This window comes from Streptomyces sp. NPDC050617 (genome assembly GCF_040654795.1).
Classification (GTDB): Bacteria; Actinomycetota; Actinomycetes; order Streptomycetales; family Streptomycetaceae; genus Streptomyces.
On the sequence record NZ_JBFAIS010000031.1, the window covers coordinates 43,622 to 66,924 of the forward strand.

Annotated in this window: 18 protein-coding genes; 15 read left to right on the forward strand and 3 right to left on the reverse strand. The window is 74.0% G+C overall.

Going from position 1 to position 23,303, the window contains the following annotated elements:
- Positions 1-5: 5 nt before the first annotated feature.
- Positions 6-1,364, reverse strand: coding sequence for a diaminopimelate decarboxylase (locus AB0I49_RS31740; protein WP_363230598.1), 1,359 nt, complete (start codon positions 1,362-1,364; stop codon positions 6-8).
- 133 nt (positions 1,365-1,497) lie between these two features.
- Between AB0I49_RS31740 and AB0I49_RS31745 the strand changes: the two genes are divergently transcribed.
- From AB0I49_RS31745 to hutI, 8 genes are all read left to right on the forward strand, one after another.
- Positions 1,498-2,724, forward strand: a complete 1,227-nt coding sequence (locus tag AB0I49_RS31745) for an FAD-dependent oxidoreductase (RefSeq protein ID WP_363230599.1) — start codon at positions 1,498-1,500, stop codon at positions 2,722-2,724.
- A complete protein-coding gene (locus AB0I49_RS31750) occupies positions 2,721-5,549 on the forward strand; it encodes an FAD-dependent oxidoreductase (protein WP_363230600.1) in 2,829 nt (942 codons plus the stop codon). The genes AB0I49_RS31745 and AB0I49_RS31750 overlap by 4 nt, the downstream gene beginning before the upstream one ends.
- 53 nt (positions 5,550-5,602) lie before the next feature.
- The gene (locus AB0I49_RS31755) at positions 5,603-6,538 is read left to right on the forward strand and encodes a dihydrodipicolinate synthase family protein (RefSeq protein WP_363230601.1); all 936 of its coding nucleotides are present in this window, start codon (positions 5,603-5,605) and stop codon (positions 6,536-6,538) included.
- The gene (locus AB0I49_RS31760) at positions 6,538-7,539 is read left to right on the forward strand and encodes a proline racemase family protein (protein ID WP_363230602.1); all 1,002 of its coding nucleotides are present in this window, start codon (positions 6,538-6,540) and stop codon (positions 7,537-7,539) included. Before AB0I49_RS31755 ends, AB0I49_RS31760 begins: the two co-directional genes overlap by 1 nt.
- Positions 7,540-7,672: 133 nt before the next feature.
- The gene (gene hutU / locus AB0I49_RS31765; protein WP_363230603.1) at positions 7,673-9,343 is read left to right on the forward strand and encodes a urocanate hydratase; all 1,671 of its coding nucleotides are present in this window, start codon (positions 7,673-7,675) and stop codon (positions 9,341-9,343) included.
- A 137-nt stretch (positions 9,344-9,480) separates the two neighbouring features.
- Complete coding sequence (locus AB0I49_RS31770; protein WP_363230604.1) at positions 9,481-10,671, forward strand: allantoate amidohydrolase; 1,191 nt, start codon at positions 9,481-9,483, stop codon at positions 10,669-10,671.
- Positions 10,662-12,014 (forward strand): formimidoylglutamate deiminase, encoded by a 1,353-nt coding sequence (locus AB0I49_RS31775; RefSeq protein WP_363230605.1) that lies wholly within the window; start codon positions 10,662-10,664, stop codon positions 12,012-12,014. The genes AB0I49_RS31770 and AB0I49_RS31775 overlap by 10 nt, the downstream gene beginning before the upstream one ends.
- Positions 12,011-13,189 carry an imidazolonepropionase gene (gene hutI / locus AB0I49_RS31780; protein WP_363230606.1) on the forward strand — a complete coding sequence of 393 codons (1,179 nt, stop codon included), beginning with the start codon at positions 12,011-12,013 and terminating at the stop codon, positions 13,187-13,189. The genes AB0I49_RS31775 and hutI overlap by 4 nt, the downstream gene beginning before the upstream one ends.
- Positions 13,190-13,287: 98 nt before the next feature.
- Here hutI and AB0I49_RS31785 read toward each other — a convergent pair whose 3' ends face one another.
- Positions 13,288-14,274 (reverse strand): RNA polymerase sigma factor SigF, encoded by a 987-nt coding sequence (locus AB0I49_RS31785; RefSeq protein WP_363230607.1) that lies wholly within the window; start codon positions 14,272-14,274, stop codon positions 13,288-13,290.
- Between the two features lie 239 nt (positions 14,275-14,513).
- Here AB0I49_RS31785 and AB0I49_RS31790 point away from each other — a divergent pair, with 239 nt between their 5' ends.
- The 6 genes from AB0I49_RS31790 (at position 14,514) to AB0I49_RS31815 (ending at position 20,458) form a co-directional block, all read left to right on the forward strand.
- Positions 14,514-14,882 carry an STAS domain-containing protein gene (locus tag AB0I49_RS31790; protein WP_363230608.1) on the forward strand — a complete coding sequence of 123 codons (369 nt, stop codon included), beginning with the start codon at positions 14,514-14,516 and terminating at the stop codon, positions 14,880-14,882.
- A 172-nt stretch (positions 14,883-15,054) separates the two neighbouring features.
- Complete coding sequence (locus tag AB0I49_RS31795) at positions 15,055-15,546, forward strand: ATP-binding protein (protein ID WP_363230609.1); 492 nt, start codon at positions 15,055-15,057, stop codon at positions 15,544-15,546.
- Positions 15,547-15,765: 219 nt separating this feature from the next.
- Positions 15,766-16,548 (forward strand): LPXTG cell wall anchor domain-containing protein, encoded by a 783-nt coding sequence (locus tag AB0I49_RS31800; protein WP_363230610.1) that lies wholly within the window; start codon positions 15,766-15,768, stop codon positions 16,546-16,548.
- Positions 16,549-16,800: 252 nt separating this feature from the next.
- Positions 16,801-17,754, forward strand: coding sequence for a hypothetical protein (locus tag AB0I49_RS31805; protein ID WP_363230611.1), 954 nt, complete (start codon positions 16,801-16,803; stop codon positions 17,752-17,754).
- A gap of 104 nt (positions 17,755-17,858) precedes the next feature.
- Entirely contained in the window at positions 17,859-19,025 is a 1,167-nt protein-coding gene (locus AB0I49_RS31810; protein ID WP_363230655.1) for a neocarzinostatin apoprotein domain-containing protein, read from the forward strand.
- Positions 19,022-20,458, forward strand: coding sequence for a hypothetical protein (locus tag AB0I49_RS31815; protein WP_363230612.1), 1,437 nt, complete (start codon positions 19,022-19,024; stop codon positions 20,456-20,458). Before AB0I49_RS31810 ends, AB0I49_RS31815 begins: the two co-directional genes overlap by 4 nt.
- Before the next feature lie 89 nt (positions 20,459-20,547).
- Here the strand turns inward: AB0I49_RS31815 and AB0I49_RS31820 are convergent, their stop codons facing one another.
- On the reverse strand, positions 20,548-22,077 hold the full coding sequence (locus AB0I49_RS31820) for an oligopeptide:H+ symporter (RefSeq protein WP_363230613.1): 1,530 nt from the start codon (positions 22,075-22,077) through the stop codon (positions 20,548-20,550).
- A gap of 473 nt (positions 22,078-22,550) precedes the next feature.
- Between AB0I49_RS31820 and AB0I49_RS31825 the strand changes: the two genes are divergently transcribed.
- Positions 22,551-23,231, forward strand: coding sequence for a response regulator transcription factor (locus tag AB0I49_RS31825; protein ID WP_030890910.1), 681 nt, complete (start codon positions 22,551-22,553; stop codon positions 23,229-23,231).
- Positions 23,232-23,303 lie beyond the last annotated feature (72 nt).

Here is a 23,303-nt window from a genome sequence, read left to right on the forward strand (position 1 = left end):
CCTCGTCACCGCAGGTCGCTGAGGCCGTTCGTATATTCTCCGCCGCTTTCCGCGACCAGGTCGGCGATGGGCTGCGGGGCGCGTACGGGGGTGAAGCGCACCGTGTCGTCGTCCGGGTTCGTCGCGAAGCCGTAGACGCCGGGGCGGGGGAGGCTGTTGTAGGCGAAGTGGGTGGAGAAGTAGTAGGCGCCGGTGTCGAGGAGAGCCGCGTGGTCGCCTGCTTCCAGGCGGGGGAGGGGGCGGTTCTCGGCGATCAGGTCGCCGGCGAAGCAGCAGGGGCCGGCTACGTCCTGGGGGAGAGGGTCGCCCGTTTTCGGGAGGCCCTTTTCGTCGAAGGCCGCTACGCGCAGCGGCCAGGACTGGGGGGCGAAGACGGTGCGCATCGCGACCTGGGCGCCCGCGTGGGTCACGGCGATGGCCCGGCCGCCGGCCGACTTGGCGTATTCGACGCGGGCGACGATCGTGCCGTTCTTCGCGAGCAGCGACCGGCCGAACTCCGTGACCAGGCCGTACCGCCCGTCGAACAGCCCCGGCGCGGTCCCGGCCAGCAGCCGGGCGTACGCGCGGTACGTCGGATCGACGTCGTCGGAACCGAAGTTCACCGGCAGCCCGCCGCCGATGTCGACCGTGTCGACCTGCTGCCGGCCCGCCGCGCGGTTGATCTCCTCCGCCAGTTCGTACGTCTCCCGCACGCCGCGCGCCATCAGTTCCAGCGGCATCCCCTGCGACCCCACGTGCGCGTGCAGCCGCGTCAGCCAGGGGCGGTCGGCGAAGGCCCGTACGACCCACTCCCGCGCGCCCTCGTCGCGCAGCGCCACGCCGAACTTCGAGGTCTTCGTGGCCGTGCTCAGCGCGCCGATCGAACCGCCGCCCACCTGCGGGTTCACCCGCAGGCCCAGCGGCGAGGAGGTCGGCGCGGAGCGGACGAGGGCGTCCAGGCGGGCCAGTTCATCCGGATTGTCGGCGTTGAGGGCGATGCCCAGGGCGAGCGCCTCGCGCAGTTCGGCCGGGGTCTTGGCGGGCGAGTCCAGGACCGTGCGGTCCGGCGGCACGCCCGCCGCGCGGGCCAGCGCCAGTTCGCCGGGGCTGGCCACCTCGCAGCCCAGCCCCTCCTCGTACAGCAGCCGCAACACCGGCACCAGGGACGCCGCCTTCACCGCGAAGGCGTGCAGCACCTCCGTGCCGGGTGCGGCGACCTCCTCGAACGCCGCGCGCAGCGCCCTGGCGGAGGCGCGGATGCCCGTCACGTCCAGCAGTCCGACGACCGGTTCGGCCGGGCCGATCAAGCCCTGCTCCACGGCGGCCCGCACCGCGGCGTCGCGGCGCGCGGCCGACCGTTCGGCCTCTGAGTTTCCTTGGTTCATCAGTCCACTTCATCATTGAGCGGGCGCCGGGGCCACCGTTCTGTGGCCTGTTCCATGCCCTCCGGCGGTGTTGACCTTCCACCGGAGCCGCAATAGCGTCACGGCGCCCCCTCGGCGGAACGGCGGTACGCCCGTGCGCGCTCTCCGGCTCCCCCTGTCCCCCTCGCTGCCCCTCCTCCCCTTCCACCCCGACGTCGCCGTCGTCGGCAGCGGCGTCATCGGCGCGGCCTGCGCCGAGGCGCTCTCCCGGCGCGGCCTGCGCGTCGCCGTGCTCGACCACGCGGGCGTCAGCTCCGGCACCACGGCGCGCGGCGAGGGCAACCTCCTCGTCTCCGACAAGCCGCCCGGCCCCGAACTCGACCTCGCCCGCGCCTCCTTGGCCCGCTGGCCGCCGCTCCTGGCGGCGCTCGCCGAGGAGCTGGGGCCGGGGCGCGCGGAGTGCGAGTACGAGCCGAAGGGCGGCCTCGTCGTCGCCACGGCGGAGGCGGGCGCGGCGGCCCTGGGCCCCTTCGCGGCGGCGCAGCGCGCGGCGGGCGTGACCGCCGTCGACCTCGCGGCCGGCGAAGTGGCGTCGTACGAGCCGCACTTGACGCGCGACGTGCGCGCCGCCGTGTTCTACCCCGAGGACGCCCAGCTCCAGCCCGTACTGGCCGCCACCGCGCTGCTCGCCGCCGTACGGGCGCGGGGCGGGGCGGTCCGTACGGGCGTCCGCGCGCTCGGTGTCGAGCGCCGCGGCGACGGCGCGGTGCGGGCGGTACGGACCACGGCCGGGCCCGTGCCGTGCGGCGCGGCCGTCAACGCCTGCGGGCCGTGGGCCGGGGAGTTCGCGGCGGCGGCGGGCGCGCCGCTGCCGGTGCTGCCGCGCCGCGGCATGGTCCTCGTCACGGCGCCGCTGCCGCCGGGCACGGTGCGGCACAAGGTGTACGACGCCGACTACGTCGGGGCCGTCGGCAGCGGCGACGCCGCGCTCCAGACCTCCACGGTCGTCGAGGCGACCCGCGCCGGGACCGTCCTCATCGGCTCCAGCCGCCAGCGCGTCGGCTTCGACGAGACCGTGCGGGCCGCCGTGCTGAGCGCCCTCGCGCGGAAGGCCGCCGGGCTCTTCCCGGCGCTGCGGGACGTACCGGTGATGCGCGCGTACGGCGGTTTCCGCCCGTACACCCCCGACCACCTCCCCGTCATCGGCGAGGACCCCCGCCTGCGCGGCCTGTGGCACGCCACCGGCCACGAGGGCGCCGGCATCGGCCTCGCCGCCGCGACGGGCGAACTCCTCGCCGAGCTCTACGCGGGCGAGAAACCCCACCTCAACCCGGAACCCTTCCGCGTCGCCCGCCCGGGTCTGGAGGCCGCCATCCGATGAGACCGCAGCAGCCGGAGCGGACCGTCCGCGTGTACGTGGACGGTGCCCTCCAACTGGCCCTGCCGGGCCAGAGCGTGGCCGCCGTCCTCCTCGCCGCGGGCCGCACCTCATGGCGTACGACGCGGGACGGGGGCCGCCCGCGCGGCCTGTTCTGCGGCATCGGCGTCTGCCACGACTGCCTGGTGGCGGTCAACGGCCTGCCGGATGTGCGGGCCTGCCGGCGGGAGGTCGCGGACGGCGACCGGATCGAGACGCTGCGGGGGGCCGAACTCCCCTACGGGGGGCGGCGGTCACCTGCGCGGGAGGACGGTGCGCAGGGGCCGCAGCGGCGTCCGGGGGCAAGGGAATCGACGACGGAGGCGCGGCCGGCCAGGGGCGGAGCCGACGACGCCGGTGTCGGCGGTGACGTCGGTGACGCCGGTGACGTCGGTGACGCCGGTCGGCGGGCCGAGGGGCTTGCCGCCGGGACGGGGCCGGGGGCCCTTCCTGCGACGGACCTAGGCACGACTGCCATGGGTGCGGTGGCCGCGGGCGGCTCGGATGCGGCAGGCGCGGGCGGGGCAGGCACGGGCGCAGCGGGCCCGGGGATCGCGGCTGCGGCTGCGGCCGAGACGGAAGCGGGGTGCGGGCCGCGCAGCCCCGACGTCCAGGCGCGGCGCGCGGACCGGCCCCCGGCCGAGCCGCTGGTCGTGGTCGTCGGGGCCGGGCCCGCCGGGGCGGCCGCCGCGTTGGCGGCGGCCGACGGCGGGGCGCGGGTGGCGCTGGTCGACGGGGGCGCGCGGGTCGGGGGCCAGTTCCACCGGCTGCCGCCCGTGGGGTTCTCCGGCGGGGGCGGGCATCCGCTGGAGCGGGCGGTCGCTGACCATCCCCGCGTCGAGTATCTGGACCGTGCCGACGTCTGGGCCCTGGAGCCCGTTCCCGGCCGCCGTCACCTCGTCCACGTCCAGCAGGGGCCCGCCGACGGAACCGGCCGTACGGCCCGTACGCTCACCGCCGACGCGCTCATCCTGTGCACCGGCGCGTACGACCGGGCCCTGCCGTTCCCTGGCTGGGAACTGCCCGGAGTGGTGACGGCCGGCGCGGCGCAGGCGCTCGCGAAGGGACAGCGGGCCGCGGTCGGGCGGCGCGTCGTCGTGGCGGGGACGGGCCCGTTCCTGCTGCCTGTCGCGACCTCCCTGCTCGCCGTCGGCGCGCGCGTGCTCGGCGTGTACGAGGCGGGCTCCCCGGCCCGCTGGTTACGGCACCCGGTCGCGGTCGCTCGCAGTGGAGGCCGGGCCAAGGCGTCCGAACTCTCCTCCTACGCCGCCGAACTGGCCCGCCACCGCGTCCCCTACCATTCGCGCGGCACCGTCGTCGCCGCGCACGGCCACGACCGCGTCGAAGCCGTCACCGTCGCCCGGCTCGACGCCAGGTGGCGGATCCGGCCCGGCAGCGAACACCGCCTCGAAGGCGTCGACGCCGTATGCGTCGGCTACGGCTTCACCCCCCAACTCGAACTCGCCCTAGCCGCGGGCTGCGCCCTCCACGGCGGCCACGTCGCCGTCGACGACCGCCAGGCCACCACCGTGCCGGGCGTCTACGCGGCCGGAGAGCTCACGGGGATCGGCGGCGCCGAGTTGGCTGCCGCCGAGGGCGAACTGGCGGGCTCGGTCGCCGCGTTGAGCCTCGCCGTCGCGAGCGCGACCACTGCCGGGGCGCCCGGCGCGGGGCCGGTCGGGGTGCCTGCCGCGCCTACGCCACCCGCCGGGTCCGCGGCTCACGTCGCGCCTGTGTCCTCCGACGCGGGGCCCGCAGTCGCCGGGGCGTCCGGCGTCACCCGGCCCGCGGCGCCACCCGCGCCCGCCCCGCAGGCTGCCGGGCCCGCGTCGTGCACGGCGTCGGGGTCCGCCGCTCACGAGGGGCCGGCTAGTGCGGGTCCGGTCGGGGCGCCTGCCGCGCCTACGCCACCCGCGGGATCCGCTGCCCACGTCGCGCCCGTGTCCTTCGACGCGGGGCCCGCAGCCGCCGGGGCGCCCGGCGTCACTCGGCCTGCGGCGCCACCCGCGCCCGCCCCGCAGGCTGCCGGGCCCGCCTCGCCCACGGCGTCGGAGTCGGCCGCTGCCACTGCGGGGTCCGCCGTTCACGAGGGGCCGGCCAGTGCGGGTCCGGTCGGGGCGCCTGCCGCGCCTACGCCACCCGCCGGGTCCGCGACCCCCGCCGCGGGTCCGGTCGGGGCGCCTGCCGCGCCTGCGTCGTCTGACGACACTGTCGATGCCACGGCCGCCGTGACGCCCTTGGCTGGGCCCGCAGCCGCCGCGCCACCCGGCGTCACTCGGCCCGCCGCGCCACCCGCCGCCCCTCCCGCGACCACCACGGCCACCCTGCCGGCCCTCGGCGCGCGCGTCCGCTCCGCCCGGCGTTTCGCCGCCGCCCTCGCCGACGCGCACCCGGTCCGGGACGGATGGCGGTCGTGGCTGGCGGACGACACCGTGGTCTGCCGCTGCGAGGAAGTGACGTACGGGCAGGTGCGGGACGCCGTGCTCGACCGCGGGGCGGATGGGATGCGGGCGATCAAGCTGACCTGCCGGGCCGGGCTCGGGCTCTGCCAGGGGCGCGTGTGCGGCCGCAACGTGGCCGAGATCGCCGACAGCCTTCTGCGCGCGCCCGGCTCACCCGATGCACCCGCCCTCGCCGACGGCCTTCTGCGCGCGCCCGGCTCACCCGACGCGCCCGCCCTCGCCGACCCGCACGCCGTCGACCGCCGCCCCATCGCCCACCCCATCCGTCTGGGCGACCTGGCCGATCTGGCCGGGCCCCGCGAGGAACCCGAGTCCACGGCTCCGTGAACGGCACGGCCCTGCCGGCACCACCCAGCCGCCGCATATCGAAGGGAAGCGCCATGCCCGGTCCTAAGGCCCCCACCACCCTCACCGGCCTCATCGTCGCCACCACCCTCCCGTACGCCGAGGACCCCGCCGCCCCCGCCGGGCTGCGGCCCGATCTGGACCGGTACGCCGAGCACTGCCGTTGGCTCGTCGACGAGGGAGTGCATGGCATAGGCCCGAACGGCTCGCTCGGCGAGTACTCCTCCCTCACCGACGACGAGCGGCGCGCCGTCGCCCGTACGGCCGTCGAGGCGGTCGGCGGGGACGCGCTCGTCGTCGTCGGGGTGCACGGGCCCGGCGCCCATCAGGCGCGGGCCTGGGCCGAGGCGGCGGCCGAGGACGGGGCCGACGGGGTGCTCTGTCTGCCGCCGACGCTCTACCGGGCCAACACCGCCGAGATCGTGCACCACTACACGGAGGTCGCCGCGGCGGGGCTGCCCGTCATGGTCTACAACAACCCCCTGGACACCAAGGTCGACCTCACCCCCGAGATCCTCCGCGAGCTGGCGCTGATCGACGGCGTCGTCGCCGTGAAGGAGTTCTCCGGCGACGTCCGCCGCATCCTGCACATCAGGGAGCAGGCCCCGGGCCTGGAGCCCGTCGCCGGGGCCGACGACCTCGTGCTCGAAGCCCTCCTCATGGGGGCCACCGGCTGGTTCGCCGGGTTCCCGAACGTCTTCCCCGCCGCGTCCGTCCGCCTCTACGAACTCGCCCTCGCCGGCCGCCTCGCCGAGGCCAGAGCCCTGTACGAGCCGCTGGTCGCGGCCTTCCGCTGGGATTCGCGGACCGAGTTCGTCCAGGCGATCAAGCACGGCATGGACCTCGTCGGCCGCCCCGGCGGGCCCTGCCGCCCGCCCCGTGGCCCCCTCCCGCCCGACCGGCTGGCCCAGCTCGACGCCGACATGAAGCGGGCCGTCCAAGCCGTTCAAGCCATCGAGGACGGTCGCTGATGCGCGCCGCGCGCTACTTCAGCGCCGTCGACTCGCACACCGAAGGCATGCCCACCCGCGTCATCACCGGCGGCGTCGGCACCGTCCCCGGCGCCACCATGGCGGAGCGGCGCGCCTACTTCATGGAACACCTCGACCACATCCGCCGCTTGCTGGTGAACGAGCCCCGCGGCCACTCCGCCATGAGCGGGGCCATTCTCCAGCCCCCCGCCCGGCCCGACGCCGACTGGGGCGTCATCTACATCGAGGTCTCCGGCTGTCTCCCCATGTGCGGCCACGGCACGATCGGGGTCGCGACGGTCCTCGTGGAGACCGGCATGGTCGAGGTCGCCGAGCCCACCACCACCGTCCGTCTCGACACGCCCGCCGGGCTGGTCGAGGCCCGCGTCGCGGTGCGGGACGGCCGCGCCGAGCACGTCACCATCCACAACGTGCCGTCCTTCGCCGCCGCCCTCGACGCCCGCGTCGAGGTGCCCGGCCTCGGCGAGGTCCGCTACGACCTCGCCTACGGCGGCAACTTCTACGCCATCACCCCGCTCGCCGCCCTCGGCCTGCCCTTCTCCTCGGCCCGCGGCGACGAGATCCTCGCCGCCGGGCTGGCCGTCATGGAGGCGATCAACAAGCACGACCGGCCCGTGCACCCCACCGACCCGGCGATCTCCGGCTGCCGGCACGTCCAGTTCACCGTCCCCGGCCGGGACGGCTCCGACTCCCGCAACGCGATGGCCATCCACCCCGGCTGGTTCGACCGTTCGCCGTGCGGTACGGGCACCAGCGCCCGGATGGCCCAGCTCCACGCGCGCGGCGAACTGCCCCTGCACCAGGACTTCGTCAACGAGTCGCTCATCGGCACCCGGTTCACCGGCCGCCTCACCGGCACCACCCGGGTCGGCGACCGTACGGCCGTACTCCCGACCGTCACCGGCCGCGCCTGGATCACCGGCATGGGGCAGTACCTGCTGGACCCGACCGATCCGTTCCCCGCCGGCTTCACTCTCTGAGCGTCCGGACCGCTCCGAGCCCTGCGACCGCCCGGCTCCGTGGGCCGTGCCCCGCCGACCTGTTGACTAGCGTTATTCAGTCTGGCAAAGATGTGAATAGCTCGATCCATGCGACGTCAGGGAGGCACGGCCCATGTCAGGACCACGACCCGTACGGGCACCGCGCGGCACGGAGATCAGCGCCCAGGGCTGGCAGCAGGAAGCCGCCCTGCGGATGCTCCAGAACAACCTCGACCCGGAGGTCGCCGAGCACCCCGACCAGCTCGTGGTCTACGGCGGGACCGGCAAGGCCGCCCGCGACTGGCGCTCCTTCGACGCCATGGTGCGCACGCTGAAGACCCTCAAGCAGGACGAGACGATGCTCGTCCAGTCCGGCCGCCCCGTCGGCGTCATGCAGACGCACGAATGGGCGCCGCGCGTGCTCCTGGCCAACTCCAACCTGGTGGGGGACTGGGCCAACTGGGAGGAGTTCCGGCGGCTGGAGGCCCTCGGCCTCACCATGTACGGGCAGATGACCGCCGGGTCCTGGATCTACATCGGCACCCAGGGCATCCTCCAGGGCACGTACGAGACCTTCGCGGCCGTCGCTGCCAGGAAGTTCGGCGGCTCGCTCGCCGGGACGATCACCCTGACCGCCGGGCTCGGCGGCATGGGCGGCGCCCAGCCGCTCGCCGTGACCATGAACGACGGCGTCGCGATCTGTATCGACTGCGACCCGCGCGCCATCGAGCGCCGCATCGAGCACCGCTATCTCGACGTACGGGCCGACTCCCTGGAGCACGCCCTCCAGCTCGCCACCGAGGCCCGCGACGCCCGCCGCCCGCTCTCCATCGGGCTGCTCGGCAACGCCGCCGAGCTGCTGCCGCGGATGCTCGCCGAGGGCGCGCCGATCGACATCGTCACCGATCAGACCAGCGCCCACGACCCGCTCGCCTACCTCCCGCTCGGCGTCGACTTCGACGAGATGGCCACCTACGCGGCCGAGAAGCCCGCCGACTTCACCCAGCGGGCCCGCGAGTCGATGGCCCGGCACGTCGAGGCCATGGTCGGGTTCATGGACGCGGGCGCCGAGGTCTTCGACTACGGCAACTCGATCCGAGGCGAGGCCCAACTGGCAGGGTACGGGCGCGCGTTCGCGTTCCCCGGCTTCGTACCGGCCTACATCCGGCCGCTCTTCGCCGAGGGCAAGGGCCCGTTCCGCTGGGCCGCGCTGTCCGGCGAGGCGTCCGACATCCACAAGACCGACCGGGCGATCCTCGACCTCTTCCCGGAGAACGAGTCCCTCGCCCGCTGGATCAAGCTCGCGGGGGAGCGCGTCCACTTCCAGGGCCTCCCCGCCCGCATCTGCTGGCTCGGCTACGGCGAGCGCGACAAGGCCGGCGAGCGCTTCAACGACATGGTGGCCTCCGGCGAGCTCCAGGCCCCCCTCGCCATCGGCCGCGACCACCTCGACTGCGGCTCGGTCGCCTCCCCGTACCGCGAGACCGAGGCCATGCTCGACGGCTCGGACGCCATCGCGGACTGGCCGCTGCTCAACGCCATGGTCAACGTCGCCTCCGGCGCCTCCTGGGTCTCCCTCCACCACGGCGGCGGCGTCGGCATGGGCCGCTCCATCCACGCCGGACAGGTCTCGGTCGCCGACGGCACGAAGCTCGCGGGAGAGAAGATCCGCCGCGTGCTGACCAACGACCCGGGCATGGGCGTCATCCGGCATGTGGACGCCGGGTACGAGCGCGCCGACGAGGTCGCGGCGGAGCGCGGGGTCCGCATCCCGATGCGGGAGGGCACGGGTGACGGCGCGTGACGTCTTCCGACGGCGGCGCCGGGAATTCAGCCCGTCCGGCATTTGAGGACAAGGCCGCAGGCCGACGGGGGCCCGGGGGCGCGGCCCCGGTTCCGGGAAGGGGCGGGGCTGGGGGAAATCCCCCTTCCTTTCAGGAGATGTGGCGCGACCTCGCACCCCTCGGCCGCCACGCGGCCACCGGCGGCTACCGCCGCCACGCCTGGACGCCGGCCGACGCGGACTGCCGGTCCTGGTTCCGCGCGCAGGCCGAGTCCCGCGGCCTGGCCTACGAGACCGACCGCAACGGCAACCAGTGGGCCTGGCACGGCGACCCGGCCGCGGGCGACGCCGTCGTCACCGGCTCGCACCTGGACTCCGTCCCGGACGGCGGCGCCTTCGACGGGCCGCTCGGCGTGGTCTCCTCCTTCGCCGCGCTCGACGAACTCCGCCGTAAGGGGGCCGAGTTCGCCAAGCCGCTGGCCATCGTGAACTTCGGCGACGAGGAGGGCGCCCGCTTCGGGCTCGCCTGCGTCGGCTCCCGGCTCACCGCCGGGCAGCTCACCGCCGAGCAGGCGCGCGAGCTGCGCGACGCGGACGGCGTCTCGCTGCCCGAGGCCATGGAGCACGCCGGGTACGACCCCGATGCCATCGGCCCCGACCCCGAGCGGCTGGCGCGGATCGGCGCGTTCGTGGAGCTCCACGTCGAGCAGGGCCGGGCGCTGGACCTCTCCGGCGACGCCGTCGGCATCGCCTCCGCGATCTGGCCGCACGGCCGCTGGCGGTTCGACTTCCGGGGCGAGGCCAACCACGCCGGCACCACCCGGCTCGAAGACCGCCGCGACCCGATGCTGACCTACGCCAACACCGTCCTCGCCGCCCGTAAGAAGGCCCGGCTCGCGGGGGCGCTCGCCACCTTCGGCAAGGTCGCCGTCGAGCCCAACGGCGTCAACGCCATCCCCTCCCTCGTGCGCGGCTGGCTCGACTCGCGCGCCGCCGACCAGGAGACCCTGGACCGCGTCGTCGCCGAGATCGAGCAGGCCGCCGCCGAGCGCGGCGCGCGCGACGGCGTGGACGTCGCGGTGGTCCGGGAGTCCTTCACGCCCGTCATCGAGTTCGGCCACGCCCTCCGCGACGAGCTGGGCGCCCTCCTCGGCGGGAAGGCCCCGGTCCTCGCCACCGGCGCCGGACACGACGCGGGCATTTTGTCCGGTACGGTCCCCACCGCCATGCTGTTCGTACGGAACCCCACCGGCATCTCGCACTCACCGGCCGAATCCGCCGCCGAGGACGACTGCCTGGCCGGGGTCGCCGCACTCGCCGACGTAGTGGAGGGCCTCGCGTGCAGGTGACGTACTGGGCGGAGCACGCCTGGCTGGGGACCAACGTCGAACCGGGCGTGGCGATAGAGACGGCCGACGGCCGCATCACGGCCGTACGGACCGGGGCCGAGACCCCGCCGCCGGGCGCGGTCGTGCTGCGCGGCCTCACCCTCCCCGGCCTCGCCAACGCCCACAGCCACGCCTTCCACCGCGCCCTGCGCTCCACCGTCCAGGTGGGCTCGGGCACGTTCTGGACCTGGCGCGAGGTCATGTACCAGGTGGCCGCCCGGCTCACCCCGGACACGTACTACGCCCTCGCGCGCGCCGTCTACGCCGAGATGGCGCTCGCCGGCATCTCCTGCGTCGGCGAGTTCCACTACCTCCACCACGCGCCCGGCGGCGCCCGCTTCGACGAGCCCAACGCGATGGGCGACGCGCTGATCGCCGCCGCCGCCGAGGCCGGCATCCGCATCACCCTCCTCGACACCGCCTACCTCTCCTCCGGGTTCGGCGAGCCGCCCAACCGCCACCAGCTGCGGTTCAGCGACGGCACCGCCGACGCCTGGGCCGAGCGCGCCGCCGCCCTCAAGGCCCCCGGCCACGCCCGGATCGGCGCGGCCGTCCACTCCGTACGGGCCGTCCCCGCGGCCGAGCTGCGGACGGTCGCCGACTGGGCGGCCGAGCGCTCGGCGCCGCTGCACGTCCACCTCTCCGAGCAGACCGCCGAGAACGACGCCTGCGCGCGGGCCCACGGCGTCACCCCCGCCCGGCTCCTCGCCGACCACGGCGTGCTCGGGCCCCGCACCACCGCCGTGCACGCCACGCACCTGACCGACACGGACATCGCCCTCCTCGGCGACAGCCGCACCGGCACCTGCATGTGCCCCACCACCGAACGCGACCTCGCCGACGGCATCGGCCCCGCCGCCCGCCTCCAGCGCGCGGGCTCCCCGCTGTCGCTGGGCAGCGACAGCCACGCCGTCATCGACCTCTTCGAAGAGGCCCGCGCCATGGAGCTCGACGAGCGGCTGCGCACCCGCGCCCGCGGGCACTGGACGGCCGCCGCCCTGCTGCGCGCCGCCACCGCGGACGGCCACGCGGCCCTCGGCTGGCACGACGCGGGCGAGATCGCCGCCGGGTCGCTCGCCGACCTGACCACCGTCGCCCTGGACACCGTCCGCACGGCGGGCGCGCTGCCCCGGCTCGGCGCGGAGACCGCCGTGTTCGCCGCGACCGGCGCCGACGTCCGCCATACGGTCGTCGGCGGACGGCACGTCGTACGGGACGGGGAGCACACCCTCGTACCGGACGTCCCCGCGGCCCTCGCCGACGCCGTCGCGGCGCTGCGCCCATCCCACGGAGAGGAAACATGACACCCCCCGCGTCCACCCTCATCACCGGCATCGGCAGCCTCGTCACCAACGACCCCGCCCTCGACCGGGGGCCGCTCGGGCTGATCGAGGAGGCCGCCGTCGTCATCGCGGACGGCCGCTTCGCCTGGGTCGGTCCCGCCGCCGACGCCCCCGCCGCCGACGCCGTCCACGACGCGGGCGGCCGGGCCGCGATCCCCGGGTTCGTGGACTCCCACTCCCACCTGGTCTTCGCGGGCGACCGCACGGCCGAGTTCAACGCCCGGATGTCCGGCCGGAGTTACAGCGCCGGAGGAATCCGCACCACCGTCGCCGCGACCCGCGCCGCCACCGACGCCGAGCTGGAGGCGGGGCTCGTCCACTATCTGCGCGAGGCGCTGCTCCAGGGCACCACGACCATCGAGACCAAGTCCGGGTACGGCCTCAACACCGAGGACGAGGCCCGCGCGCTGCGCATCGCCGCCGCCCACACCGACGAGGTCACCTTCCTCGGCGCGCACATCGTCTCCCCGGACTACGCGGACGACCCGGCCGGGTACGTGGAGCTGGTCACCGGGCCGATGCTGGACGCCTGCGCCCCGCACGCCCGCTGGATCGACGTCTTCTGCGAGAAGGGCGCCTTCGACGCCGACCAGTCCCGCGCGATCCTCACCGCGGGCCGCGAGAAGGGGCTCGGCGTGCGCGTCCACGCCAACCAGCTCTCCCACGGGCCGGGCGTGCGGCTCGCCGTGGAGCTCGGCGCGGCCTCCGCCGACCACTGCACCCACCTGGACGCCGCGGACCTCGACGCGCTCGCGAACAGCGACACCGTCGCGACGCTGCTGCCGGGCGCGGAGTTCTCCACCCGCGCCGAGTGGCCCGACGCCCGCCGCATCCTCGACGCGGGCGCGACCGTGGCGCTGTCCACGGACTGCAACCCGGGCTCGTCCTTCACCAGCTCCATGCCGTTCTGCATCGCGCTGGCCGTCCGCGACATGGGCATGTCCCCCGACGAGGCGCTCTGGTCGGCCACCGCGGGCGGCGCCCGCGCGCTGCGCCGCACCGACGTCGGGATTGTCACCGCGGGCGCGGCGGCCGACCTCGCCCTCCTCGACGCCCCGAGCCACGTGCACCTCGCCTACCGGCCGGGCGTCCCGCTGGTCTCGGCGGTGTGGCACAACGGGGAGCGGGCAGGGTAGGCACGAGAGTACGGGCGAGGCCCCGGCTCGACAGCGGTGGAGTCCGCTGGAGCCGGGGCCTCGAAGCCGTGGGGGGAGCCCGGTGCCGGGCGCCGCTCCTACTCGTCGATCATCAGGCCCTTGCGGAGCTTGACGAGCGTGCGCGAGAGCAGCCGGGAGACGTGCATCTGGGAGATGTTCAGCTCCTCGCCGATCTCGGACTGCGTCATATTGGCGACGAACCGCAGCGAGAGGATCTTCCGGTCCCGCGGGGGCAGCTCGGCGATCAGCGGCTTGAGCGACTCGACGTACTCGATGCCCTCCAGCCCGTGGTCCTCGTAGCCGATGCGGTCCGCGAGGGCGCCCTCGGTGTCGTCCTCCTCGGGCTGGGCGTCCAGCGAGCTCGCGGTGTACGCGTTGCTCGCGGCCATGCCCTCGACGACCTCCTCGTTGGTCAGCGAGAGGCGCGCGGCCAGCTCGGCCACGGTGGGCGAGCGGTCCAGCTTCTGGGCCAGTTCGTCGCCGGCCTTGGCCAGGTCGAGCCGGAGCTCCTGGAGCCGCCTCGGCACCCGGACGGACCAGCTGGTGTCGCGGAAGAAGCGCTTGATCTCGCCGACGATCGTCGGCATCGCGAAGGTGGGGAACTCGACGCCGCGGCTGAGCTCGAACCGGTCGATGGCCTTGATCAGACCGATGGTGCCGACCTGGACGATGTCCTCCATCGGCTCGCTGCGGGAGCGGAACCGGGAGGCGGCGAACTTCACGAGCGCCAGGTTGAGCTCGACCAGGGTGTTGCGGACGTACGCGTGCTCGTGGGTGCCCTCCTCCAGCGACTCAAGGCGTTCGAAGAGCGTCTTGGACAGGGCCCGCGCGTCCACCGGTCCGACCTCGTCGTACGGCGGGATCTCGGGGAGCTCGTCGAGCGGTACGTCGCCGAGGGCGATGTCGTCGGCCGGGCCGGCGGCGTCGGCCGTCTCGGCGGTGCGTGCGGTCTCAGCGGTGCCGGCGGCCGGGGCGGCCTGCTCGGCGCGGTGCTCGGGCGGGGGTGTCGACGAGGCGGTCTCCCGAGGAATATCGGTGCGCAGTTCGTCGAGCCGGGGTGACATGGTGTCCTCCATCATTCTCGGCATATGGCTGCCGATGCCATGACCAGTTGCTGCGGTGTGCGGCGCCTCCAAAGCCGGCCGTGTTTGTCGTTCTTACTAGCCCTACCGGTCTTTACCTACCCATGGCAAGTGCGAGTTGTCCGTATTCGCCCTGGAATGACGGATCTTTGGCTACCGGACGCCGTTGTGAAGGCGTAGGCTTCCCCAAGCGCCAGGCAAGCAACCGAGAAGGGGTGCGCATGGACCGCGGGATGGTCGGCAGTGCAAGCAGGGGCCGGCTGCATGTCGGGGTCCGTCGGCATGGGGCGAGCGCGGTTCTGACTCCGGTGGGTGAGCTGGATCACCACACCGCCGAGCTGCTGCGCGAACCGCTGGAGAGCTGCGTGGACGAGGGGTGCTCGCGCCTCGTGGTCGACTGCTCGCAGCTGGAGTTCTGCGACTCCACCGGACTCAACGTGCTCCTCGGGGCCCGGCTCAAGGCCGAGGCCGCGGGCGGCGGGGTCCATCTGGCCGGAATGCTGCCCGTGGTCGCCAGGGTCTTCGAGATCACCGGCGCCGAGGCGGTCTTCACCGTTCACGACACGCTCGAAGCCGCCCTCGCGGACTGAGCGGTCGCCTCTCCTGCCACTGTGGGCAACCTGGGCGTTACCCGTGTCACACGACCCGTATCGAAGAAGTGGGTGTTCTCACCGAGCGGACGGGCAGGAGAGACCTGAATCCGTTGAATGTCCCAGGTTTCCGTCAGTCCTGTAATCGGTGAATCGGTGAGGTGAAGCGCTGATGAGCACCACCCGGCCGTCCCCGCCGGGCGACCGCGGTCCGGAGCCGGGCGGCGCCGCTTCGGCCGCGGCCCCGCCCCCGGCCGGGCAGGTCCGCCGCCTCCACCTCATAGGAGCCAGCGGGGCGGTACCGCGCGCCCGCGACTTCACGCGCGAGGCCCTGCACGACTGGGGCTGGCTGCCCGCCGCCTCCGCCGATCAGCGGGCCGCCGCCGAGGACGTTCTGCTGGTCGTCTCCGAGCTGGTCACCAACGCGTGTCTGCACGCGGAGGGCCCCGAGGAGCTCAGAGTGGCGTGCAGCGGGAAAGTGCTGCGCCTGGAGGTCGTCGACCTCGGCTCCGGCACGCCCGAGCCGCGCACCCCGCACCGGGCAGGGCGGCCCGGCGGCCACGGCATGTTCATCGTGCAGCGGCTCTGCCTCGACTGGGGCGTCGTGCGGAACGCGGGCGGCGCCGGGAAGACGGTCTGGGCGGAGCTCGCGGCCCCGTCCTGAGCGCCGTTCCGGTCCCCGCCCGGCGACCGTCGCGCGTCGCCCCTTCCGTACGTCCTCTCCCACGCGTCCACGCACCCGCCGCGATCCGGCGTGTTCTTTGTCTTCCCTCTCCATGGTCCCCGGCGTACTGTCGGCGCCCGATCTGATGTGCCGTCAGTAACATTCCGCGGCGGCGCACGACGGGCGTTCGAGGAGTACGTGACGAGAGGGGAACCCGACGTGTCCCACACGAAACGCCACGCGGTCGGCCGGGGCGGCGCGCTCGCGGTCGCGGCGGCGCTGGCCGGCGGGACAGTCCTGCTGGCCGCCCCCGCGGCGCACGCCGACACGGTCGACGTCGACTACCAGTGCAAGACACCGATCGGAAACAAGGGCGCGGTCTCGCCGATCGACATCAAGAGCGTGGCGAGCGGCGGCTCGTACAAGCTCACCATGTCCTTCCAGAAGGGCGTGTCCTCCAGCCCCATCGAACTCGGCAAGGGCGCGATGAAGCCAAGCGCGCTCATCAAGCTCGGCGGCGCGGAGACCGGCACCGTGGCCGTCACGGGCCCGCCCAACGACGCGGCGATACCGGCCAACACCGCCATCAAGATCAGTGACCTGTCGGGCACCTACACGCCCAAGAAGAGCGGCAAGGTCACCTTCACCGCCTCCACCCTCACCATCAAGGCGATGGGCACGACCACCACCTGCACGCCGAACAACAACCCCAAGCCGTCGCTGTCCCTCGACGTCAAGGGCGCGGGCGGCTCCTCGGGCGGCACGGGCTCCTCGGGCGGGTCGGGCTCCTCGGGCGGTTCGAGTTCCTCGGGTGGCTCGGGGAGTACGGGCGGTACGGGCTCCAGCGCGTCGGGCGGCTCCAGTTCGACCGGCGGCGGCCAGCTCCCGCAGACCGGACCCTCCGACAACGCGGTCGCCTTCGGCACGCTCGGCGGCACCGTGCTGCTCGCCGGAGTGGCGGGCACGCTGTGGCTGACGCGCCGCCAGAAGGCCGTCCGCTAAAGGCCGTTGACCGGCAGACCGGGCCGTCGGAGCGGCCGGGCGCCGGACCACCCGGACACCCCCACCACCGGGCCACCGGAACATTTCGCACATCGGTCACCCACACCGTCCGACACCTCCGCAACCGGGGCGCGGCCCCGGCGGAACCCCCCTTCCGGAGGAGGACGGTGCGGGAAGAGAGGCGGCCCGGCCGCCTCGGCGCAGCCGTCCCGCCCCGCGCGCCATCGCGTACGAGCCGCAGGGAGCCCGCACATGCCGTCCCGTACCCGCAGCGCCGTCGTCGCGGCAGCCACCGCCGCGGCGCTGCTGGGCGCGCCCGCGGCGGCGACGGCCGCCGCACCCGAGACGTGGTCCGCCGCGCCCGCGCCCGGCGGCTCCACCGGAGCGGGCGCGTCCGGCCGGCCGTACTTCTACCTGGAGGGCGCGCCCGGCACCGTACTCACCGACAAGATCTCCATCACCAACCCCGGCGCCGTGCCGCGCACCGTGCGGCTGCGCGGCGCGGACGCCGACGGGGCCGAGAAGAGGGGTACGGCCGGCGACGCCGGGGCGTGGCTCTCCCTCGCCTCGAAGACCGTCAAGGTCCCGCCCCGCACACGGGCCGACGTGCCGTTCACCGTGACCGTCCCGGCCGACGCGGTGCCCGGCGACCACCCCGGCGCGATCGTCGTGAGCGGCGACGGCCGGCGGGCCGGGGTGCGCCTCGCGCTGCGCGTCAGCGGGCCGACGCTCGCCGCGCTGTCCGTGGAGGACGTGCGCGTCACCGGCCGGGGCGCGGGCGCGCGCATCCGCTACGCGCTCGTCAACCACGGCAACGTCACCCTCACGCCGCGCCTCGCGGTCAGCGCCGACGGGCTGTTCGGCCAGGTCCTGCACCGCCCGGCCCGCACGCTCCCCGTCGAACTGCGGCCGGGGCAGCGGGTGCGGCTGTCGGAGAAGTGGGCGGACGCGCCGTCGTTCGACTCGGTGCGCGTCGAGCTCACCGCGACCGCGGGCGGCGGCGCGCACGCCACGGCCACCGCCTCCTACCGCGCCCTGCCCTGGGGCGGGGCCGTCGCGCTCGCCGCCGGCCTCTGCCTGGCGGGAGCGGTCTGGTTCGCGCGCCGCAGGCGCAGACGGGCGCCGCCGGAGGCCGGGGGACCGGCCGGTGAAGAGACGGGGGAGCGAGAGGAATTGGCCGGTACGGGGTCAGGAGCAAGAACGTGATCGGCAGTACGCAGCGACAGGCGACGGGGCCGCGGTCCCCAGCCCCCCACCACCCCCCATCCCCCCACCCCGCGAACCCGCGGCGCCGGGCCCGGCACCGGGCCCTGGCCGTACTCCTGACGGCGCTCGCGCTCGCCCTGCCGTCGGCGGGGTTCGCGAGCGCGGCGCCGGCCGCCGACGGGCCCGCCGTCACCGTCGACAAGAGAGAGGCCGGCACGGGCGGCTCCATCACCGTCAGCGGCACCGGCTGGCGACCGCACACCCTGCTGACGCTGCTCATCTGCGGGCAGAAGATGATCGGCGGCACCAACGCCTGCGCCAACGCGGACGGCCGCGCCGTCACCACCGGCGGCGACGGCGCGTTCAGCGAGAAGCTGGCGGTCAGCGAGCCGCCGAAACCCTGCCCGTGCGTGGTGCACGCCGCGACCGTGACGGGCGAGGCGGCCGCCGCGGACGCCGACTTCAGCGTCGCGGGCCACCCCGTCGCACCGCTGCCCGCCCAGTCGGGCGGCGAGCGGCTGAGCGTGCTCGGCGCGCGGCTCAAGGGCTCCGGCGGGGTGCTGACCTGGTTCGGCGCGCCCCCGCAGCGCCGGCTGGTGGTCACCGTCGCCAATCTGGGCTCCACGCCCGCCAAGGACCCCGTCTTCCAGGTCGGCACCTCGCACGGGGTGCTCGCCCCCTCCTGGGAGGAGCAGCAGTGGCGCGGCGCGATACCGCCGGGGAAGAAGGCGCGGGTCGAACTGCCGGTGGAGCTGTCGGCGGGCGCGTACGGCGACTACCTCGTCTCGCTCAAGTACGGCGGCAAGGTGCTGGTCGAGCAGCCGTGGGCGGTGGGGCGGCCGTGGGGCGTCACGGTCTTCTGGATCCTGCTGTGCGTGGTGATCCCGGCGGCGGTCTTCCGGATCGGCATGGCGGTCGTCGACCGGCTGCGGCCGCGGCCCCCCACGGTCGGCACCCGCCCAGCCCACCGCCGCGTCCCCGGCCTCCCCGGCATTCCGCGCCCCGCCTTCGCCGCCGCCCTCCCGCGCCGCCCGGCCGCCGGACGCAGGGCCGCCGCCCGCAAGGGCCGCGAGGAGCCCGAACAGACCGGCTCGCTGCCCTGGTTCACCCCGGACACCCTGCCGGGCGCACCGCCCCGGACTTCCGCACCGAGTGACGAGCACCCCCGTGATGAACGACCGAGTGATGAACGACCCAGTGAACGACCCAGTGATGAACGACCGAGTGACGAACATCCGACGAGGCAGACGAAAACGAAGGGGACTACGTGAGAACGCATCGGAGAGCGGGCGCGGCGACCGTCGCGCTGCTGCTCGGCGGCGCGGGCGTGGCGCTGACCACGGGTACCGCGCAGGCCGCCGAAGTCTCGTACAAGACCGAGTGTTTGCCGCCGCCGATCTCCGGCCTGCCGCCGGTCAAGGGCACCACCAAGGTGGACATCACGGCCCCGGCCACGGCGAAGGTCGGCGACGAGGTCGAGGTGGTCTGGAAGACGGTCGAGGCCGCCTCCAAGAACCCGAACATCCTCGATCTGGGCAAGGACACCGTCAAGCCGACCGGCAAGCTCACGCTCGGCGGCGCGCAGAGCGGCGAGGTCCCGATGGAGGGGCCCCGGCAGAACCCGCCGATCCCCAAGAACAGCCCGATGGTGCTGTCCGACATGAAGGCCAAGGTGAAGCTGACGAAGGCCGGTGACGTCACGCTGACGCCCGGTGCGTACAGCATCAACGTCAACAAGCCGATCTCCACCGACACCAAGTGCTCGGCGAAGGAGACGGTCAAGCCCGGCGCGACCATCAAGGTGACCGACGGAGGCGGCAGCACGAGCGGCGGTTCGACCGGCAGCGGCGGTACGAGCACCAGTGGCGGTACGGGCTCCAGCGGCGGCACCGCGGCCGGCGGTACGACCACGAGCGGCGGTTCGTCGTCCTCCGGCGGCAGCACCGCCGGTGGTAACAGCGGCGGCAGCACCGGCGGTTCCAGCGGCAGCACCGGCGGTTCCAGCGGCGGCTCCGACGGCGGCGACTCGTTCACCGGCAAGGAAGTCAGCGTCGACTACCAGTGCAAGACGCCCATCGGCGACAAGAACGCCACCTCGCCGGTGCAGATCAACGCCAAGAAGAACGGCGGGGGCTACGACCTGACGGTCAAGTTCGGCAAGTCCGTCATGGACAGCCCGGCCGACATCCCCGCGGGCTCGGTGAAGCCCTCGATGGCCGTCAAGGTCGGGGGCGCGGACAAGGGGACCGTGAAGACGGAGGGCGCGCCGAACAAGGACCCGATCAAGACCGGCCAGCCCATCGCGATCCCCGACCTCAAGGGCGCGTACAAGCCCGGCGCGAGCGGCAAGGCCACGCTGACGCCCGGCGTCCTGACCGTCAACGCGCTCGGCACCACCACGACCTGCACCCCGGCGAAGGACCCGGGGGCCTCCCTCCAGCTCGACACCACCGCGCAGCAGGGCGGCGTCTCCGGCGGGAGCGGCAGCGGCGGCTCCAGCGGCGGTACGGGCGGCCACCCGGCCTCCGCGGGCGGCACGGGCGCCGGTGCCTCCGGCGGCTCGGCCGCCACGTCCGGCGGTCTCGCCGCGACCGGCGCGGACGACCACGGCAGCCTCAAGGCCCTCGGCCTGATCGCGGGGTGCGCCGTGCTCCTCGGCGCCGCGGTCTTCACCTTCACCCCGTGGCGGCGGCTGCGGCGCTGAGGCCGCCGGCCGTCCAGGACGTACGCGAAAGGGCCCCGGTCGCGGTGGAGAACCGCGGCCGGGGCCCTGTCAGCAGGTGCCCGAAGACGTCAGCGGACGTCGCCCAGGAGCGCGCTGACCTTCTTGCGGTTGAAGTAGATCGCCACACCGGCGAGGGCCGCCAGCGCCGCCTCCACCGCGATGACCGCGACGCCGTTGAGGTCCGCGCCCGCGGTGACGGCGAGGGTCACCACGCAGTCGCCGGCGGTGACCGCGAGGAACCAGACGCCCAGCATCTGGCTGGCGTACTTCTGCGGCGCCAGCTTGGTGGTCACCGAGAGGCCGACGGGGGAGAGGCACATCTCACCCATGGTCTGCACCATGTAGACGGTGAGCAGCCACATCGGGCTGGCCTTCGAGCCGTCCTGGGTCATCAGCATCGGCACGATGAAGATGACGTACGAGGCGCCGATCAGCAGCATGGCCGTCGCGAACTTGACCGTGGTGGTCGGCTCCTTGCCGCGGCGGTTCAGCGCCATCCACATCCAGGCGAAGAACGGCGCGAGCACCATCACCCACGCCGAGTTCACCGACTGGAACCACGAGGACGGGAAGCCCAGCCCGAGGACCTTGGAGGCGGTGTTCTTGTCGGCGAAGACGTTCAGCGTCGAGCCGGCCTGGTCGAAGATCATGAAGAACACGGCGGCGGCGACGAAGAACCAGATGTAGCCGCTCATCTTGGTCTGCTCGACGTCGGTGAGCTCCTTGTCCCGCTTGATGCGGAACAGCACGGCGATCGGCGTGAACAGGCCGATGAGCGCGATCGGGATCAGCGCCCAGTTGATCGTGAAGAGCCCGGCGGAGACGACCACGATGTAGAAGACGGCCGCGACGGCCACCCAGATCAGGCCCTTGCGGAGCCAGGCGTTGCGCTCCTCGCGCTCCAGCGGCGTCGGGACCACGCTGCTGATCGGGTTGAGGTGGCGGGTGCCGATCAGGAACTGGATCAGACCCAGCGCCATGCCGAGCGCGGCGACCGCGAAGCCCAGGTGCCAGTTGACGGTCTGGCCGACGGTGCCGACGGCGATCGGGGCGGCGACGCCGCCCACGTTGATGCCGATGTAGAAGATGGAGAAGCCGCTGTCGCGGCGCGGGTCCTGCGGGCCGTCGTACAGCTGGCCGACCATCGTCGAGATGTTGGCCTTCAGCAGGCCGGAGCCGACCGCGACCAGCACCATGCCGACGAAGAACGTCGGCGCGCCGGGGATGGCGAGCACCAGGTGGCCGCAGACGATGACGCTGGCCGCGATCGCGACGGTCTTGCGCGGGCCCCAGATCCGGTCGCCGATCCAGCCGCCGGGCATCGCCAGCAGGTAGACCGTCGCCATGTAGACGGAGTAGATCGCGGACGCCGTGGCGAGCGACATCGCCAGGCCGCCGCCCTGACCGCCGGTCTTGGCATCCGGTCCACCGGAGATCAGGTAAAGGACGAGCAGTGCCCTCATGCCGTAGAAGCTGAAGCGCTCCCACATCTCGGTCATGAAGAGAGTGGCCAGGCCGCGGGGGTGGCCGAAGAAGGTCTTGCCGCCGGAATCAGGGGTTCCCTGCTTCTCGGCGCCCTTCGTCAGGCTGGACGCCATGGTCGATCCTTGTGTGGTCGGGACGCGCGGAGAAGAACTCACACGCCCGGATGGGGGTGGGCCGGAACCGGCGCCGCACCGCCCACTTCCCACGTCCGGGGGACCGACACCCCGGGGAACGAAGTAATCGGATGGGACAGCCGCACACCGGCATCCACGTCCATCGCGCGCGGGCGCGCGGCGGACCTGGCCGACAGGTCATTCGCTGTGAATCAGGGCCGGGGATGCCGGCCCCGTGCACATCAGAGACCCACGGCGCGCGTTAAGTGCCGAAGGTCCCCCCGTGGTGCTGCAGACGTCCCGTCACCATACGTCACACCCCGCCCGGATAAGAAAGGAGTTGAGACATGGATCACAGGAGAATCGGGAACTACCCGCCTATATTCGAAGGTTAAAGGCCAGTTGGGTGAGTGAACTCGCAGGGCGGGGTGAGGGCACCTCTGACGTGCGGCTCGGCGGACTACCATCACCCCATGACCCGAGTACTGCTCGCCGAGGATGACGCGTCCATCTCGGAGCCGCTCGCACGCGCGCTGCGCCGCGAGGGGTACGAGGTCGAGGTGCGCGAGGACGGTCCCACGGCGCTCGACGCCGGCCTCCAGGGAGGCGTGGACCTGCTCGTACTCGACCTCGGTCTCCCAGGCATGGACGGGCTGGAGGTCTGCCGCCGATTGCGCACGGAGGGCCACGGCTTCCCGGTGCTGGTGCTCACCGCCCGCGCCGACGAGGTGGACACCGTGGTCGGCCTGGACGCCGGGGCCGACGACTACGTCACCAAGCCGTTCCGCCTCGCCGAGCTGCTCGCCCGGGTACGGGCGCTGCTGCGCCGCGGCGCGGTCGAGTCCGCCCAGCAGCCGCCGGCCACCCACGGGGTGCGGATCGACGTCGAGTCGCACCGCGCCTGGATGGCCGACGAGGAACTCCAGCTCACCGCCAAGGAATTCGACCTGCTGCGGGTGCTGGTCCGCGACGCCGGCCGGGTGGTCACCCGCGACCAGCTGATGCGCGAGGTCTGGGACACCACCTGGTGGTCGTCGACCAAGACGCTCGACATGCACATCTCCTGGCTCCGCAAGAAGCTCGGCGACGACGCCGCCAACCCGCGCTACATCGCCACGGTGCGCGGCGTCGGGTTCCGCTTCGAGAAGAGCTAGCAGGCCCCAGGGCCTCGCCGGGCGGGGGCCGGCGACCGTGGTCCGCGGTCGGCGACACGGGGCGGACGCGCC